The organism is uncultured Sphingomonas sp. (assembly GCF_913777625.1).
Taxonomy (GTDB): domain Bacteria; phylum Pseudomonadota; class Alphaproteobacteria; order Sphingomonadales; family Sphingomonadaceae; genus Sphingomonas.
Genome location: NZ_CAJYTI010000015.1, coordinates 44,883 through 59,921, shown reverse-complemented (window position 1 = coordinate 59,921; position 15,039 = coordinate 44,883). Strand labels below are relative to the sequence as shown.

Below are 15,039 nucleotides of genomic sequence, written 5' to 3'. Positions count from 1 at the left end.
ATTCGCCTGATTTCGATTAGCCGCCCGGCGTAGCGCTCCTGGGCCTGATGGCCCCGTGCACGCCGGGATTGAAAGCCCTCAAGCAGCGCGAAGCGCGATAGGGCGAAGAGAACAGCGACCTAATTTTCAAGACGCCGAGACGACCCATGGCCGACGCCCCCGAAAACACCTCCGAATCCACTGCCCGCGACTATCGCGACACCGTCTTCCTGCCCGAGACCCCCTTCCCCATGCGCGGCGGCCTGCCCCAGAAGGAGCCGGTCATCCTGGAACAGTGGGGCGACCTCTACGGGACCCTGCGCGCCGAGCGGCAGAAGCAGAACGCCCCGCTCTACGTCCTGCATGATGGCCCGCCCTACGCCAACGGCGACATCCACATCGGCCACGCCCTGAACAAGACGCTGAAGGACTTTGTGGTCCGCAGCCGGTTCCTCCTGGGTTACGACGTCGACTACGTTCCCGGCTGGGACTGCCACGGCCTGCCGATCGAGTGGAAGGTCGAGGAAGCGTACCGCGCCAAGAAGCTCAACAAGGACGAAGTCGACCCCGTCGCCTTCCGCGCCGAATGCCGCGCCTATGCCGAGAAGTGGGTGGCGGTGCAGCGCGGACAATTCGAGCGGCTCGGCATCCTGGGCGACTGGGACGATCCCTATCTCACCATGAAGTTCGACGCCGAGGCGCGGATCGCGGGCGAGCTCCTGAAGTTCGCCGAGAGCGGCCAGCTCTATCGCGGCGCCAAGCCGGTGATGTGGTCCCCGGTGGAGAAGACCGCGCTGGCCGAGGCCGAGGTCGAATATGAGGACATCACCTCGACGCAGATCGACGTGGCGTTCGAGATCGCCGAGGCGCCCAATGCGCCCGAGTTGGTCGGCGCGCATGCGGTGATCTGGACGACCACGCCGTGGACGATTCCGGTGAACCAGGCGTTGGCGTATGGGGAGGGGGTCGACTATACGCTGATCGAGCACGAAGGGCGACGCCTTCTCGTAGCTGCTAAGCTTGCGAACTGGGTTGAAGCTCGTATCGGCAAGCAGCGCCCACCTGAGACTGTGGACATGGGTGTGCCCGGCATTTCGTTTGTCAGCTTTCCGGACGCGCCCGGCAGCCGTGAGATTATCCAAGGTTCAAAGCTCGCCGGCGCCGTCGCGCGTCACCCGATGCACGCGCTCGGCGGGTTCTTCGCCAAGCCGCGGCCGTTCCTGCCCGGCGACTTCGTCACCACCGATGCGGGTACCGGCCTCGTCCATATGGCGCCAGACCATGGCGAGGACGACTTCCTGCTTTGCAAGGCGCACGGCATAGATCCGGTATTCGCGGTCGACGGCGCCGGCATGTACCGCGCGGACTGGCTGTGGCTCGGCGGCCAGGGATCGGTGATCAACAAGAAGTTCGTCAGCGCCGAAGGCCCGATCTGTTCGGACCTGCGCGCCGCGGGCGCGCTGCTCGCCGCCTCGGACGACTTCCAGCACAGCTATCCGCACAGCTGGCGAAGCAAGGCGAAGATCATCTTCCGCGCCACGCCGCAGTGGTTCATCCCGATGGATAAGCCTGCACTAAGCCCCTCCCCTTCAGGGGAGGGGTTTGGGGTGGGGCAGAGTCTCACCGAGACCGACGAACGTTCTGGCATCCCCCACCCCAACCCCTCCCCTGAAGGGGAGGGGCTTAAGAGTGGTGGCAACGCCCCAACCCTCCGCGAAGTCGCGCTCGACTCGATCGAACGCACCCGCTGGGTGCCGGAGCGCTCGATCAACCGCATCCGCGCGATGGTCGAGGGCCGCCCGGACTGGGTGATCAGCCGCCAGCGCGCCTGGGGCGTGCCGATCGCGCTCTACGTCAACCGCGCGACCGGCGACTATGTGCGCGATCCGGCGGTCAACGCCCGCATTCTCGACGCCTTCCGCGCCGGCGGGGCCGATGCCTGGTTCCAGGCCGATCATCAGGCGCTGCTCGGCCCCGACTATGCGGCCGAGGACTATGAGGTCGTCACCGACATTCTCGACGTGTGGTTCGACAGCGGCTCGACCCACAGCTTCGTGATCGAGGCGCGTTACGGTGAGGGCGTGCGCGCCAACCTCTATCTCGAAGGGTCGGACCAGCATCGCGGCTGGTTCCAGTCGTCGCTGCTCGAATCGGCCGGCACCCGCGGCCGGGCACCCTATGACGCGGTGCTCACCCATGGCTTCGCGCTCGACGGCCAGGGCAAGAAGATGTCCAAGTCGCTCGGCAACGTCGTCGATCCCTTGAAGATCATCGGCGAGAGCGGCGCGGACATCCTGCGTCTCTGGGTCGCGCAGACCGACTATTTCGACGACGTCCGCATCGGCAAGGAAGTGCTCGCCGGCACCGGCGACGCGTATCGCAAGATCCGCAACACCTTCCGCTATCTGCTCGGCGCGCTCGACGGGTTCGGCGAGGCCGAGAAGGTCGCGGTGGCCGACATGCCCGAGCTGGAGCGCTATGTGCTCCACAAGCTGGCGGCGCTCGATGCCGAGCTGCGATCGGCGGCGGAAGCGTTCGAGTTCAATCGCTACGCGCGCGCGCTCGGCGACTTCATGAACGAGGACCTCTCGGCCTTCTTCTTCGATATCCGCAAGGACTGCCTCTACTGCGACGCGGAGCACGATCCCAAGCGCCGCGCCTATCGCACCGTGCTGGACGTCCTGTTCCACGCCCTCGTCCGCTATGCCGCGCCGATCCTCGCCTTCACCGCCGAGGAAGTGTGGCAGGCCCGCTTCCCCAGCGAGGACGGATCGGTCCATGAGCTCGAATGGCCGGTGCTGCCGGAAGGCGCCACGGTCGAGCATGACTGGACCGCGATCCGCGCGCTGCGCCAGACCGTCACCGAAGCGATCGAGCCCTATCGCCGCGAGAAGCAGGTCCGCTCCAGCCTCGAGGCCGAGGTGACGGTGCCGACGCTGCCGATGCCGGCCGAGGAGCTCACCGAGCTGTTCATCGTCGCGAAGGTTGAATCCGGTGCCGATGTCACGGTCACGCCCACCGATCGCCACAAATGTGGCCGGTGCTGGCGGCATCTTCCCGAAGTGACGCAGGACGGGGCGCTGTGCGACCGCTGCGAGAAGGTGGTGTCGGAATGAAGTCGGTGCGGATTTTCGGTTTTGCGGCCGCGCTCGGCGTGTTCCTGCTCGACCAGCTGACCAAGTACATCGTCACCGGCCCGCTCGGGCTGGTGGTGCAGAATGATTCGATGACGATCGCGCCGATCTTCGACCTGCGCTTCGTCAAGAATATCGGCGTGTCGCTGGGCCTGCTCTCGGCGAACAGCCCGACGATGCGCTGGCTGCTGGTGCTGATGACCGCGTGCATCGCGATCGGCGTGCTGGTGTGGATGCTGCGCGAGAAGAAGGCCGGCGACGTCGCCGCGCTCGGCCTGGTGCTGGGGGGCGCGTGCGGCAACATCCTCGATCGCAGCCGCCTCGGCTATGTCGTCGATTTCGCCGACCTGCATTTCGGCGAGTGGCGCCCCTTTTTGGTCTTCAACGTGGCCGATGCCGCGATTACCATCGGCGTGGTGATCCTGCTGCTTCGTGCCCTGCTCGTCCGCGACAAGAACCCCAAGTCGCCTGCCCCTGTGGAGAAGAAATTCAATGCGTAAGTTGATCCTCGTCGCGACCGGCGTCGCCCTGGTGGCCTCGCTGTCGGCGTGCGGCAAGAAGGGGTATGACCGGGCACGTCCGGACGAGTTCGCGGTGGCCCGCCAGGCGCCGCTGGTGATCCCGCCCGATTTCTCGCTGCGTCCGCCCCAGCCGGGTGCGGCGCGCCCGCAGGATACCAACCCGTCCGACCAAGCGCTGGAAGCGCTGTTCGGCGGCACCGCGGCGCGCAGCCCGGCGGAGACCGCGACGCTCGACCAGGCCGGCGCCGCGAGCGCCGATGCCGGCGTCCGCAGCAATGCCGGCAGCCCGACGACCACCGTTGTCGACAAGGGCAAGACCACCCAGGACATCCTGAAGTCGCCCCAGGGCGACAACAAGGACGCCAGCGTCAAGACGCCGCAATAAGCCTTCGCCTTCGGGCATGAAAAAGCGCCGGTCCGCAGGAGTGCGGGCCGGCGCTTTTTTGTGTCCTGGCTGCCAGGGGCAAACGGGAGCGGCCCCCATGCCGCTCCCGCGCCCCCCCGGCACGCTGCGTTAGAAGCTGACGCCGATCGACCCCAGGATGCTGCCCTTGGCCGCATCGTGCCCGGTCGGCGTGATGTACTTCACGTCGGTGCCGACATAGGAAACGCCGAGCGACAGGTTCTTCCAGGTATAGGCCGCGCCGACCGACCAGTCGGTATATTCCTTGCGCTGGATGGGGACGAGCCAGCTCGGCCCGAAGGTGTGGCCCAGATGCCCGGTGAGGCTGATCGGCGAATGCGGGATGGCGGCCGAGACGTCGCCCGCCAGATAGACATTGTCGTTGCTCTTGAGCGTGCCGCTCTGGCCCTGGTCGAGCGACAGCGCCTTCTGCTTCGGCGCATAGTTGACCGTCGCCTTCGCCGATACCGGGCCGATCGCATAGGTGACCGAGGCATAGGGCTCGATGAAGTCCGACGAGCTCTTGTCGCCGGTGAAGCCCGGGCGGGTGCCCGGATAGACATAGTAGAGCGCGCCGACGTCGAGCGTCACGCCGCCCTTGAAGGCGTGCTTGTAGCCCGCGATCAGATCGAGTTCCTGATGGGCGGTGCCATGCGTCGTGACGTAATCGTCGATCGACGAACCCCAGGCGGAGACGTAGAAGCCCGAGGCGTGGCTGATCGTCAGGCCGCCCTGCACGGCGAAATTGCCATCGGTCTGCGAGATGCCGCGGAACTTGTAGTCGCTGATCACCGTGGCAGTGCCGTTCAGCGTGATCGCCGGGGCGGCGGCGGGAGCTGCCTCTTGGGCCATCGCCGGTGCGGTCGTGGCGAGCAGGAGTGCGCCGAGGCTGATCGAGGTGAAGCGCATGGAATCCCTTTCATTTGCAACTAAAGGTTTTCCGCCTGCTGCCGTCGGCATCGCATATGAAAGGGCTCTGCGGCCCGGCGACTTCCGACCGGCAAACAAAGATTGCCCGATATATGCCGCGCCGCACAACAATATTCGCGGAACCGAGCAATGGTTTGTTATAAACTGTTGCCGGGAAGACACAGCCCTGCCCGGACATACCGGGCAGGGCATCGGGATCAGGCAAGCTGGAAGATCGCGTCGACTTCCACGGCGGCGCCCAGCGGCAGCGTGGCGACACCGACGGCGCTGCGGGCGTGGCGGCCGGCTTCGCCGAACAGCGCCTGCATCAGCTCGGACGCGCCGTTGGCGACCTTGGGCTGATCGGTGAACTCGGCCGTCGAGTTCACGAACACGCCCAGCTTCACCACGCGCTTCACCCGGCTGAGGTCGCCGTCGAGCGCCTTCTTGATCTGCGCGACGAGCATCAGCCCGCAACGCTGCGCCGCCTCGGTGCCGAAAGCGATGTCGCGGTCGTCCCCCAGGCGGCCGGTCATCAGCGCGCCGTCCTTGAACGGCAGCTGCCCGGAGACGTGGAGCAGCCCGCCGGCCTCGACGACCGGAACATAGGCGGCGACGGGAGCGGCGGCCTCGGGAAGGGCGAGGCCAAGCTCGGCGAGCTTGCGATCGATGGCAGTGGTCATGGCGCGACCCAACCACCGGCCGGGAGCAGGGTCAAGGGGCGCGCTCAGGCCTGGGCGAAGCGCTCCAGGATCCACGTCTCCGCCGCGCGCCAGTCGTCGATCCGGGCATGGGCGTGGGGGGCGGGGGGCACCTTGGGGGCGAGGCCGGGCTCGGCCACCATGTGCAGGCGGAACACGTCGGGCGCATGCTGGGCGACCGATTCGTGGTGCACGGGGAGGTCGTCGACGAACACTGCGACCGGGGCGCCATGCTCTTCCACCAGCTTCGCCACCGGCACGCCCTTGCCGCCCTGGTTGCACTCCACCCGGTGGACGATGCCGTGAGTCGCCAGCTGGGTGATGCGGTGGTCGCGGCAATGGTCCTGCAGGTTGGTGAGGACGACGATGTCCGCCACCTCGGCGATCCGGCCCAGCGCCTCGCGGGCGTGCGGCACCAGCGTCTGGCGTTCCATCTCGGCGGGGAAGAAGCCGTCGAGCAGCGCCCACATTTCCGGCGTCGCCACCGTGCTGCCGTCGCTGCGGCGGCGCATCGACTCGGCGAAGTCGCTGCCGTTCAGCGCGAAATCGATGTCGTGGGTCTCGCCCAGCCATTCGCCGAAGTGGCGCACCATGTGCAGCAGCACCTCGTCGCAATCGGTGATCAGAAGCGGTTTCATGCCTGTTCCAGCTGCCGGCGCGCTGCGACCAGCGCTGCCGGAGAAAGATCGAGCGCCTCGGCGCAGGCGATCAGGTCGGGTTCGTAGGATTCGAGAAAACCGAGCGTCGCGGCGAGCAATGCGGGTTCCCCGGCGCGGGCGCGCAGCGTGGCGGGATCGAGGCCGGTCAGGTCGAGCAGGCGATTCGCCCGGCCCGATTCGCCGAGCACCCAAACAAGCGCCTGCAGCGCTAGCATTTCCGGATTTGTCACTGCGTCCGCCATCGCCTAACACCCCCCGGAGAGTTGAGGGTAGCGCGTGCCAAAAAGAGTACTCGTTGTCGAGGACAACGAATTGAACCTGAAGCTGTTCTGTGACCTGCTGCGGGCGCACGGCTATGAGGCCGAGCCGGTCCGCGACGGGCGCGAAGCCGTGCCCGCGGCGCGGCGCTTCCAGCCCGATCTGGTGATCATGGACGTGCAGCTGCCGCACGTCACCGGCTTCGAGCTGATCCGCCAGATGCAGATGGATTCGGCGCTGGGCCGCATCCCGATCATGGCGGTGACGGCCTATTCGAGCCATGAAGACGAGGAGCGGATTCGCGCCGCCGGCGCGCGCTCCTATGTCGCCAAGCCGATCTCGCTCGCGCGCTTCGTCGACCAGGTCGAGAAGCTCCTGGCCTCGGCGGGGGACGTCGATGCAGCGAAAACGCCGGACCCCCGCGAGGATCCGGCGCGATAAGATCGAACCGTGCGGGCGCGGCCAGCGCGCCCGGCAGGATTACTTGATCTTCGCTTCCTTGAAGTCGACATGCTTGCGCACGACCGGATCGTACTTGCGGAAGCTCAGCTTCTCGGTCTGGGTGCGCGGATTCTTCTTGGTGACATAGAAGAAGCCCGTATCCGCCGTGCTGACGAGCTTGATCTTTACGGTGGTCGGCTTTGCCATGACCCGGAACCCTTGATTCGTGCGAAAAGAAAAGAGCGGCGCGCTTGTGAGCACACCGCTGACAGGCGGAGGCGGATGCGCGAATCGTGTGGAAAAGTCAAGCATCCTGCGATGCGCTGCGTCGATGAGGCTGATCGAGATAATGCGAGCGTATGGCTGGCTCCACCCGGGAACCCAATCCTATATGCCGATCGTTATCAGCACGAATCGAATATCTCGGAGGAACCCCATGGCTGAAAATCCCGCCCTTGCTACGCCGACCGACCTCAACCGGAACGACACCAAGAGCGTCGCCGACGCCCTGAACAGCGCGCTGGCCGACTGCTTCACGCTGTACCTGAAGACCAAGAACTTCCACTGGCACGTCTCGGGCCCGCACTTCCGCGACTATCACCTGCTGCTCGACGATCAGGCGGCGCAGATCCTGGGCGTGACCGACGCGATCGCCGAGCGCGTGCGCAAGACTGGCAACACCACGCTGCGCTCGATCGGCGACGTCGCGCGCCGCCAGACGATTTCGGACAATGATGCGGAGTTCGTGGCGCCCGGCGACATGCTCGCCGAACTGCGCGACGACAATCTCAAGCTCGTCGAGAGCTTCCGCGCGGTCAAGGATGCGGCGGAAGCGGCCAAGGACAATGCCACCAGCGGTATCGTCGACGAATGGACCGACCAGGCCGAAGAGCGCGCCTGGTTCCTGTTCGAGGCCAGCCGCAAGGGCTGAGCCGACATTCGGCCGGCGCGCCCGCGGGGCAGCGCCGGCCGATGGCCGCATCATTTGATCGCGGCGAGATCCTTTTCGACCTTCGCCAGGGCCTCGTCGGTCAGCGCACCGTTCGAGAAGGGCTGTACCGCGTGCAGGCTCATCGCCTTGAACTGATCCAGCGCGGGATGGGTGGTGATGCCCGGCAGATCGGCATCGAGCACGGCCTTGGCCTTGGCGTCGGCGATCAGCGCCTCGATCGGGGTGTCGAGATTGAACTTGCTGGCCGGCGCGACGGCAGCCGGGGCCACGGCAGGCGCCGGGGTCTGCTGCGCCATCGCGGCGGGGCTGATCAAGGCCGCGGCGAGCGCGCATGCGACAAGAAGCTTCATTGGAAAGGCTCTCCCTGAGCGAGCGCACGACCGCGCCCGGAGGGGGAGGCTAGCTGCGAAATGAGGCAGCTTTGCGAATCGGTCAGCGGGGGGCGCCGTCGAAGGTGAGCAGCCACAGATCGGGCACCGCGCCGATGCGCAGCGGCACCCCGCTGGTGCCGATGCCCGCCGTGACCAGCACGTCCCGGCCCGGCTCCCGAATCAGCCCGCACAGATAGCGGCGGCCATAGCGAGACGCGGTCTTCGGCGGTCCGAAGAACGGCAGCACGATCTGGCCGCAATGGGTGTGGCCGGCCAGCACGAGGGGAAACCAGTCGGGCAGCATCGGCGCCACGTCGGGGGTATGGCTGAGCACCACGACCGGCTTGGGGAGGCGGGCCGCCGCACGGGTCAGCCGGTCGGGCCAGAATTTGCCGTGATAGAGGTCGTCCGCGCCGGCGATGGTCAGCGCGCCGCGCCGGACCGCCTGGTTGCGCAGCACGGTGATGCCGTTCGCCGCCAGATAGGGCGGCAGGTCCGATCCGACGCCATAGACATAATCATGGTTGCCGAGCACCGCGACGGTCCCGTAGCGCGCGCGCAGCGCGGCGAGCGGCGCGCTTGCCTCCGCGGCACCATAGATCCGCGTCGAGACGAACCGATCCTGCTCGATGTCCCCCGCGATCAGGATCAGATCGGGGTGCAGCGCGTTCACCTGCGCCACCACCCGCGCGAGCCGCGCCGGCGGCATGTCGGGGCCAGCCACGTGCAGGTCGCTGATCAGCGCAACGCGCATCGGCGCGGCGCCCGCGGGCCAGTCGCGCAGATGCAGGGTCAGCCGCCGGACCACCGGATCGCGCGTGGCGGTGGCATAGCCGAGGGCAACAATACCGATCGCCAGGACTGCGAGCAGAAGGAACAGGCGCTTCATCGCTTCGCCCCTAGCGCGGGTGCCCCTGCACGACCATCTAGTTTCCATGCGCGCCTTTGCCGACCTGCTCGACCGGCTGATCTACACCCGCTCGCGCAATGCCAAGCTCCGCCTGATCGGCGCCTATCTGCGCGCGACACCCGATCCCGATCGCGGCTGGGCGATGGCGGCGCTGACCGGCACGCTCGATCTGCCCGCGGTCAAGCCGGCGCTGCTGCGGGCGATGATCGAGGCGCGAGTGGATCCGGTACTCTACGGCATGAGCCGCGACTTCGTCGGCGATTCGGCCGAGACGATCGCGTTGCTCTGGCCCGAATCGGCAGTGCCCCCGCCGGATGCGGGCCCGCTCACGCTGTCGCAGGCGGTCGATACGCTGGCCGCGCTGTCCCGCGCCGATGCGCCGGCGGTGCTCGCGGCGATGCTCGACCGGCTGGAGGCCGACGAGCGCTATGCCCTGCTCAAGCTGGCAACCGGCGCGCTGCGTGTCGGCATCTCGGCGCGGCTCGCCAAGACCGCGCTGGCGCAGGCCTTCGCGCTCGACGTCGACGCAGTGGAGGAGGTTTGGCACGGGCTGCAGCCGCCCTACGCGCTGCTGTTCGACTGGGCCGAGGGCCGCGCCGCCCAGCCGCGCGCCGAGGACGTGCCGGTATTCCGCCCCTTCATGCTCGCCCACCCGCTGGAGGAAACGCAGGTCGACCTCGCCGACTATGCCGCGGAGTGGAAGTGGGACGGGATCCGCGTCCAGCTCGTCCATGCCGGCGGCGAGACGCGGCTGTATAGCCGGGCAGGCGACGACATCACTCGCAGCTTTCCCGAAGTTGCCGCCAGCTTCACGACCCCCGGCGTGCTCGATGGCGAGCTGCTGGTGCGGGGCGAGGTGCAGGGCGGCGAGGCGGGCAGCTTCAACGCACTGCAGCAGCGGCTGGGGCGGAAGGTGGTGTCGGCCAGGACGCTCGCCGAATTCCCGGCCTTTGTGCGGCTCTACGACATAATGTTCGACGGCGCGGGGGATCTGCGCGCCTTGCCGTGGCAGGCGCGCCGCGCGCGGCTGGAGGCGTTCTTTCCCCGCCTGGACCCTGCGCGCTTCGACCTTTCCGCCGTGATCGACGCCCCGGATTTCGCCGCGCTGGAGGAGATTCGCGCCGGCGCCCGCGACGCCGCGATCGAGGGCGTGATGCTCAAGCGCCGCGATTCCCCCTATGTCGCCGGGCGCCGGGTGGGGCTGTGGTACAAATGGAAGCGCGATCCGCTCACCGCCGACTGCGTGCTGATGTATGCCCAGCGCGGCTCGGGCAAGCGCAGCAGCTTCTATTCGGACTTCACCTTCGGCGCCTGGACCGAAGAAGGCGAGTTGCTGCCCGTCGGCAAGGCCTATTTCGGCTTCACCGACGAAGAACTGAAATGGCTCGACCGGCACGTGCGCACCCACACCGTCAACCGTTTCGGCCCGGTGCGCGAGACCGACAAGTCGCTGGTGCTGGAAGTCGCGTTCGATTCGCTCCACGAATCGAAGCGGCACAAGTCCGGCCTGGCGATGCGCTTTCCCCGGATCGCGCGAATCCGCACCGACAAGCCCGTAGCGGAAGCGGACACCATCGCCGGGCTGCGGCGGCTGGTCACCTGAAGTACAAATTTCTTGTATAGTAATCGCGGAGAGTGGCTGTGCCGCCCGCCACTGGATACAAGGCGGGCATGGCCGAGGGGGAACCAGCGTTGCAGCGGCGCGATCGTGCCGCACTCACCGATCGCGAGAAGGCGACGCTGCGCCTTCTGCTGGCCGGGCACGACGCCAAGTCGATCGCGCGCGAGCTCGGCCTGTCGGTGCATACCGTCAACGAACGTCTGCGCGAAGCGCGGCGCAAGCTGGGGGCGGCCAGCAGTCGCGAGGCGGCCCGACGGCTCGCCGAGAGCGAGGGCGCGGCCCCCCAAAATCTCGGGGACCAGGCGTTCGGGGTGTCGGCGGCGGGTGCACCCATGGTCTTTTCCGACCGACCAGAGCGCCGGACGTTCCGGCTGGCCTGGCTCAGTGGAGGAATGCTGATCATGTCGCTGCTCATCGCCGCCGTTGCCGCCACCGTGCTGCACGCACCGTCCGGCCCCGTCGCGCAGGCACCCGCTGCCGTTTCTGTTGCCGAAGCGGCCCCCGCCAGCCTCGATGCTGCCAAGGCCTGGGTCGCGCTGGTCGACCAGGGCAAGTGGCACGAGAGCTGGCAGACCGCTGCGGCAATGTTCCGAAGCCAGATTGGGGATGCGCGCTGGGCGGAGATGGTCACTCCGGTCCGGCAGCCCCTGGGCGCGGTCGTCAGTCGCACCTTCGAGTCGGTCGTGCGGACCAGGACGCTGCCGGGCGCACCGGACGCGGAGTATGAGGTTCTGAAGTTCCGGACGCGCTTCGCCGAGCGCAGCGATTCGACGGAAACCGTCATCCTCGTGCGCGAAAGCGACGGTTGGCGCGTGGCGGGGTATTTCATTCGCTGATCCGGCGGGATCGCAGCCGGTCCGCACCGTGGCGGGCCGGCCGCGAACGGGGCTGCCGGGCCCTGGAGCGCCTGGACCGCGCCGATCCGCTCGCGATGTCGCTCCAACAGAAAAGGGGCCGGGCGTTGCCGCCCGGCCCCTTTCTATTGCGTCACCCGTGCGGGTTACTGCTGCGGCGAGAGGTTCACTGCCGCGTACTTGCCGCGACGATCGACCTCCAGCTCGAACTCGAGCCGGTCGCCTTCGTTGAGCGTCGGCATGCCGGCGCGCTCAACCGCAGAAATGTGCACGAACGCGTCGGGCTGGCCGTCATCGCGCTGAATGAAGCCGAAGCCCTTCATCGCGTTGAAGAACTTGACCGTGCCGGTCGCCTTCTCGCCGGTCAGCTGGCGCTGCGGGCCGCCACGCGGTGCACCGCGGTCGCCGCCGAAGCCGCCAGCGCCCTGCTCGCGCGGGGCGCGCTCGACGACTTCCATCGGCTCGCCGTCGATCTTCAGCGTGGTCGCCGAGATGCGACCGCCGCGATCGACGAGCGTGAAGCCGAGCGGCTGGCCTTCGGCCAGTGCCGTCAGGCCGGCCTGCTCGACGGCTGAGATGTGCACGAACACATCCTCGCCGCCGTCATCGCGAACGATGAAGCCGAAGCCCTTTTGCGCGTTGAAGAACTTAACGACGCCGGTGCCTTCGCCGATGACCTGGGGGGGCATGCCGCCGCCGCCGCCGCCGCGGAAGCCACCGCCACCGCCGCCGCCGAAGCCGCCACCACCGCCGCCGCCGAAGCCGCCGCCGCTACGGAAGCCACCGCCACCGCCGCCGCCGAAGCCGCCACGATTGCCGCCACCAAAGCCGCCGCGATCTTCGAAGCCGCCGCCGAAGCCGCCGCCGCCGAAGTTATCGTCGCCGAAACCATCGCGCTTGTCCCTGCCGCGCCCACCGCGCTCGCCGCGACGTCCTCTATCGAAACTCATGCCCTGTTCGTCTTCCCGGTTCGCCCTCAAACTACCAATCAAAACCCGAGCGCCGGACGAAAAACGCAGGTCTTACGGCGCTAACGTAGCGCCACATTCCGAGTCATACCCCAAAAAAACAGGGTGCGCGAACGAAAATCGCGCGATCGGGCGGTTTGCGGCAGGAAAGTGTCCGCCGGGCAACGATCCTGGCCGTTTGTCATGGCGAAGGCGTTGCCGAAAGGATCGGGTTGGATCCAACCGGGAGGATGTCACCGCTGTCTACGCTGTATCCGGCGAATCAGGATTTGCAAGGCCGTGCAGGCAACGCAAAGCATTGAGGTGCGGCGCCAACCCCGCTACGCGGACGCGATGACCGTCCATTTTCACGAAGAAGATCTGCCGGAGGGCGTGTTCGCGCCCGGCGCCGCCATCGCCGTCGACACCGAGACGATGGGCCTGATCACGCCGCGCGACCGGCTGTGCCTGGTCCAGCTCTCCGATGGTTCGGGCGACGAGCATCTCGTGCGCTTCGGCCCGCAGTCCAACTATGCCGCGCCGAACCTGCGCGCGGTGCTGGCCGATCCCGAGCGGCTGAAGCTCTATCATTTCGCCCGATTCGATCTGGCGGCGATTCGCTTCTATCTCGGCGTCACCGCCGGGCCGGTCTATTGCACGAAGATCGCCTCGCGGCTGGTGCGCACCTATACCGATCGCCATGGCCTCAAGGATCTGGCGCGCGAGCTGGTCGGGGCCGACATTTCGAAGCAGCAGCAATCGTCCGACTGGGGCGGCCCGGATCTCAGCGATGCCCAGCGCGACTATGCTGCCTCCGACGTGCGCTTCCTCCACGCGATGAAGGTCGAGCTCGACAAGCGACTCGAGCGCGAGGGCCGCATGGAGATGGCGCAGGCCTGTTTCGACTTCCTCCCCTGGCGCGCCGAGCTGGACATCGCCGGCTGGCCGGAAGTGGATATCTTTGCGCATGCCTGATCGTGTTGCGGATCGAGTGGTTGTCTTGACCGTTACGGCTCCCCACAAGGAAGCCCATGTCTGAGATCGCCGCTCGATTGCGCACGCAGCGCCGCGCCTGGGCCCATCCCGGCAGCACGCATGATCGTGCGGTGCGCGTGGCGCTGGTGCTGTTGCCGGTCCTGATCGGCGCGCTGGCGGCGTTCCTGATCAGCGCGCCGCTGTTCATGGGCGGCGATGTCAGCTTCGTGCTCGACAAGAACAAGGTGGCGATGTCGCCCGAGCGTCTGAAGATCGTCGCGGCGGACTATCGTGGCGAGGATTCGAAGGGGCGGCAGTTCGAACTGCATGCGGGCTCCGCCGTGCAGAAGAGCTCGGCCGAGCCGATCGTGCAGATCCACGAGCTCAATGCGCGCCTCAGCCTCACCGACGGTCCGGCAACGATCGTCGCGAATCAGGGGCGCTACAATCTCAATACCGACCAGATGATGGTCGACGGGCCGATCCGCTTCCAGACCAGCGACGGCTACACGCTCAACACCAATGACGCGACGATCGACCTCAAGACGCGGCAGCTGGAGAGCGGCGGGGCGGTGACGGGCAACACCCCCACCGGCACCTTCCGCGCCGACCGCCTGCGCGCCGATCTCGACAAGCGCGTCATCTCGCTCGACGGCCATGCGCACTTGCGGATGATGCCGAAGCCGGCAAGGAGGCCCTGATGACCCGCGCTCTCGCCCCGCTCGCCCTCGCGCTGCCGCTGCTGCTCGCTGCCGCTCCCGCAGCGGTGCAATCGAAGCACAATTCGGATGCCCCGCTCGATTTCGACGCGCGCAGCATCCAGCTCGACGACAAGGCGAGCCGTGCGCTGCTGAGCGGCGACGTGGTGATCAAGCAGGCGGAGATGACGCTGCGCGCCGCGCGCGTGACCATCGCCTATACCGGTAGCGCGGTGAGCGGCACGCCCGCCGCGACACGCGTCGATGCCAGCGGCGGCGTCACCGTCACCCGCCCGAACCAGACCGCGCGCTCCAGCTATGCCGTCTATGATGTCGACCGCCGCATCATCACGATGATCGGCAACGTGACGCTGCAGCAGGCGGGCTCGAATACCGCCAATGCCGCGGGCCCGCGCCTGACGATCAATCTCGACACCAGCCGCGCGACCTTCGGCGGCGCGCCCTCGGGCCCGAACACGCAGAACAGCGGCGGCCGTGTCACCGGCCGCTTCACCGTGCCGAAGCGCGATTCGAGCGACGCGCCGAAGCAGTAAGCCGGGGCGTTGCCACGGCGCGCCGCGCAAAGTCTTTTCTTTGCGCGCGTTATCATGCAGGAACCCTGCCCAAGCGGCCACGCCGAGGGTGGGGACCAGACCAGCGTTTACCTAGCAGGAGCCGTCATGACCGACGTCGCCATCGCCGCCCC

18 protein-coding genes are annotated in these 15,039 nt (G+C 67.4%); 10 read left to right on the top strand and 8 right to left on the bottom strand.

Annotation, left to right across the window (positions count from 1 at the left end):
- Positions 1–146 precede the first annotated feature (146 nt).
- From ileS to QZ814_RS08960, 3 genes are read left to right on the top strand one after another with little or no spacing between them, the layout of a single operon-like run.
- The gene (gene ileS / locus QZ814_RS08970) at positions 147–3,095 is read left to right on the top strand and encodes an isoleucine--tRNA ligase (RefSeq protein WP_294331124.1); all 2,949 of its coding nucleotides are present in this window, start codon (positions 147–149) and stop codon (positions 3,093–3,095) included.
- Positions 3,092–3,613, top strand: a complete 522-nt coding sequence (gene lspA / locus QZ814_RS08965; RefSeq protein ID WP_294331122.1) for a signal peptidase II — start codon at positions 3,092–3,094, stop codon at positions 3,611–3,613. The genes ileS and lspA overlap by 4 nt, the downstream gene beginning before the upstream one ends.
- On the top strand, positions 3,606–4,019 hold the full coding sequence (locus QZ814_RS08960) for a DUF3035 domain-containing protein (protein ID WP_294331120.1): 414 nt from the start codon (positions 3,606–3,608) through the stop codon (positions 4,017–4,019). The genes lspA and QZ814_RS08960 overlap by 8 nt, the downstream gene beginning before the upstream one ends.
- A 129-nt stretch (positions 4,020–4,148) precedes the next feature.
- Here QZ814_RS08960 and QZ814_RS08955 read toward each other — a convergent pair whose 3' ends face one another.
- From QZ814_RS08955 to QZ814_RS08940, 4 genes are all read right to left on the bottom strand, one after another.
- Positions 4,149–4,946 carry a TorF family putative porin gene (locus QZ814_RS08955; protein ID WP_294331119.1) on the bottom strand — a complete coding sequence of 266 codons (798 nt, stop codon included), beginning with the start codon at positions 4,944–4,946 and terminating at the stop codon, positions 4,149–4,151.
- A gap of 218 nt (positions 4,947–5,164) precedes the next feature.
- On the bottom strand, positions 5,165–5,629 hold the full coding sequence (locus QZ814_RS08950) for a RidA family protein (protein ID WP_294331117.1): 465 nt from the start codon (positions 5,627–5,629) through the stop codon (positions 5,165–5,167).
- 44 nt (positions 5,630–5,673) lie between these two features.
- Positions 5,674–6,285, bottom strand: a complete 612-nt coding sequence (locus QZ814_RS08945) for an HAD family hydrolase (RefSeq protein WP_294331115.1) — start codon at positions 6,283–6,285, stop codon at positions 5,674–5,676.
- Entirely contained in the window at positions 6,282–6,548 is a 267-nt protein-coding gene (locus QZ814_RS08940; protein ID WP_294331113.1) for a DUF3572 domain-containing protein, read from the bottom strand. The genes QZ814_RS08945 and QZ814_RS08940 overlap by 4 nt, the downstream gene beginning before the upstream one ends.
- A 34-nt stretch (positions 6,549–6,582) precedes the next feature.
- Between QZ814_RS08940 and QZ814_RS08935 the strand changes: the two genes are divergently transcribed.
- On the top strand, positions 6,583–7,005 hold the full coding sequence (locus tag QZ814_RS08935; protein WP_294331112.1) for a response regulator: 423 nt from the start codon (positions 6,583–6,585) through the stop codon (positions 7,003–7,005).
- Positions 7,006–7,044: 39 nt separating this feature from the next.
- Here QZ814_RS08935 and rpmG read toward each other — a convergent pair whose 3' ends face one another.
- Positions 7,045–7,212 (bottom strand): 50S ribosomal protein L33, encoded by a 168-nt coding sequence (rpmG, locus tag QZ814_RS08930; RefSeq protein ID WP_010125625.1) that lies wholly within the window; start codon positions 7,210–7,212, stop codon positions 7,045–7,047.
- 229 nt (positions 7,213–7,441) lie between these two features.
- On the opposite strand from rpmG, the gene QZ814_RS08925 reads away from it, so the two are divergent.
- Positions 7,442–7,936 carry a DNA starvation/stationary phase protection protein gene (locus QZ814_RS08925; RefSeq protein WP_294331110.1) on the top strand — a complete coding sequence of 165 codons (495 nt, stop codon included), beginning with the start codon at positions 7,442–7,444 and terminating at the stop codon, positions 7,934–7,936.
- Positions 7,937–7,986: 50 nt separating this feature from the next.
- Here the strand turns inward: QZ814_RS08925 and QZ814_RS08920 are convergent, their stop codons facing one another.
- Both QZ814_RS08920 and QZ814_RS08915 read right to left on the bottom strand, forming a co-directional pair.
- Complete coding sequence (locus tag QZ814_RS08920; RefSeq protein ID WP_294331108.1) at positions 7,987–8,307, bottom strand: hypothetical protein; 321 nt, start codon at positions 8,305–8,307, stop codon at positions 7,987–7,989.
- 82 nt (positions 8,308–8,389) lie between these two features.
- Positions 8,390–9,217: a metallophosphoesterase gene (locus tag QZ814_RS08915; RefSeq protein WP_294331107.1), complete on the bottom strand. Its 828-nt coding sequence runs from the start codon at positions 9,215–9,217 to the stop codon at positions 8,390–8,392.
- A gap of 46 nt (positions 9,218–9,263) precedes the next feature.
- Here QZ814_RS08915 and QZ814_RS08910 point away from each other — a divergent pair, with 46 nt between their 5' ends.
- Together QZ814_RS08910 and QZ814_RS08905 are read left to right on the top strand one after the other, a co-directional pair.
- Entirely contained in the window at positions 9,264–10,841 is a 1,578-nt protein-coding gene (locus QZ814_RS08910) for a cisplatin damage response ATP-dependent DNA ligase (protein WP_294331104.1), read from the top strand.
- A gap of 68 nt (positions 10,842–10,909) precedes the next feature.
- Entirely contained in the window at positions 10,910–11,695 is a 786-nt protein-coding gene (locus QZ814_RS08905; RefSeq protein ID WP_294331102.1) for a DUF4019 domain-containing protein, read from the top strand.
- Between the two features lie 164 nt (positions 11,696–11,859).
- On the opposite strand, the gene QZ814_RS08900 is transcribed toward QZ814_RS08905, so the two are convergent.
- Positions 11,860–12,663: a cold-shock protein gene (locus QZ814_RS08900; RefSeq protein WP_294331100.1), complete on the bottom strand. Its 804-nt coding sequence runs from the start codon at positions 12,661–12,663 to the stop codon at positions 11,860–11,862.
- Positions 12,664–13,014: 351 nt separating this feature from the next.
- On the opposite strand from QZ814_RS08900, the gene QZ814_RS08895 reads away from it, so the two are divergent.
- From QZ814_RS08895 to QZ814_RS08885, 3 genes are read left to right on the top strand one after another with little or no spacing between them, the layout of a single operon-like run.
- The gene (locus QZ814_RS08895; protein ID WP_294331098.1) at positions 13,015–13,635 is read left to right on the top strand and encodes a ribonuclease D; all 621 of its coding nucleotides are present in this window, start codon (positions 13,015–13,017) and stop codon (positions 13,633–13,635) included.
- 56 nt (positions 13,636–13,691) lie between these two features.
- Positions 13,692–14,336, top strand: coding sequence for an LPS export ABC transporter periplasmic protein LptC (gene lptC, locus QZ814_RS08890; RefSeq protein WP_294331096.1), 645 nt, complete (start codon positions 13,692–13,694; stop codon positions 14,334–14,336).
- Complete coding sequence (locus QZ814_RS08885) at positions 14,336–14,887, top strand: LptA/OstA family protein (RefSeq protein WP_294331093.1); 552 nt, start codon at positions 14,336–14,338, stop codon at positions 14,885–14,887. The genes lptC and QZ814_RS08885 overlap by 1 nt, the downstream gene beginning before the upstream one ends.
- The last annotated feature ends 152 nt before the right edge of the window (positions 14,888–15,039 follow it).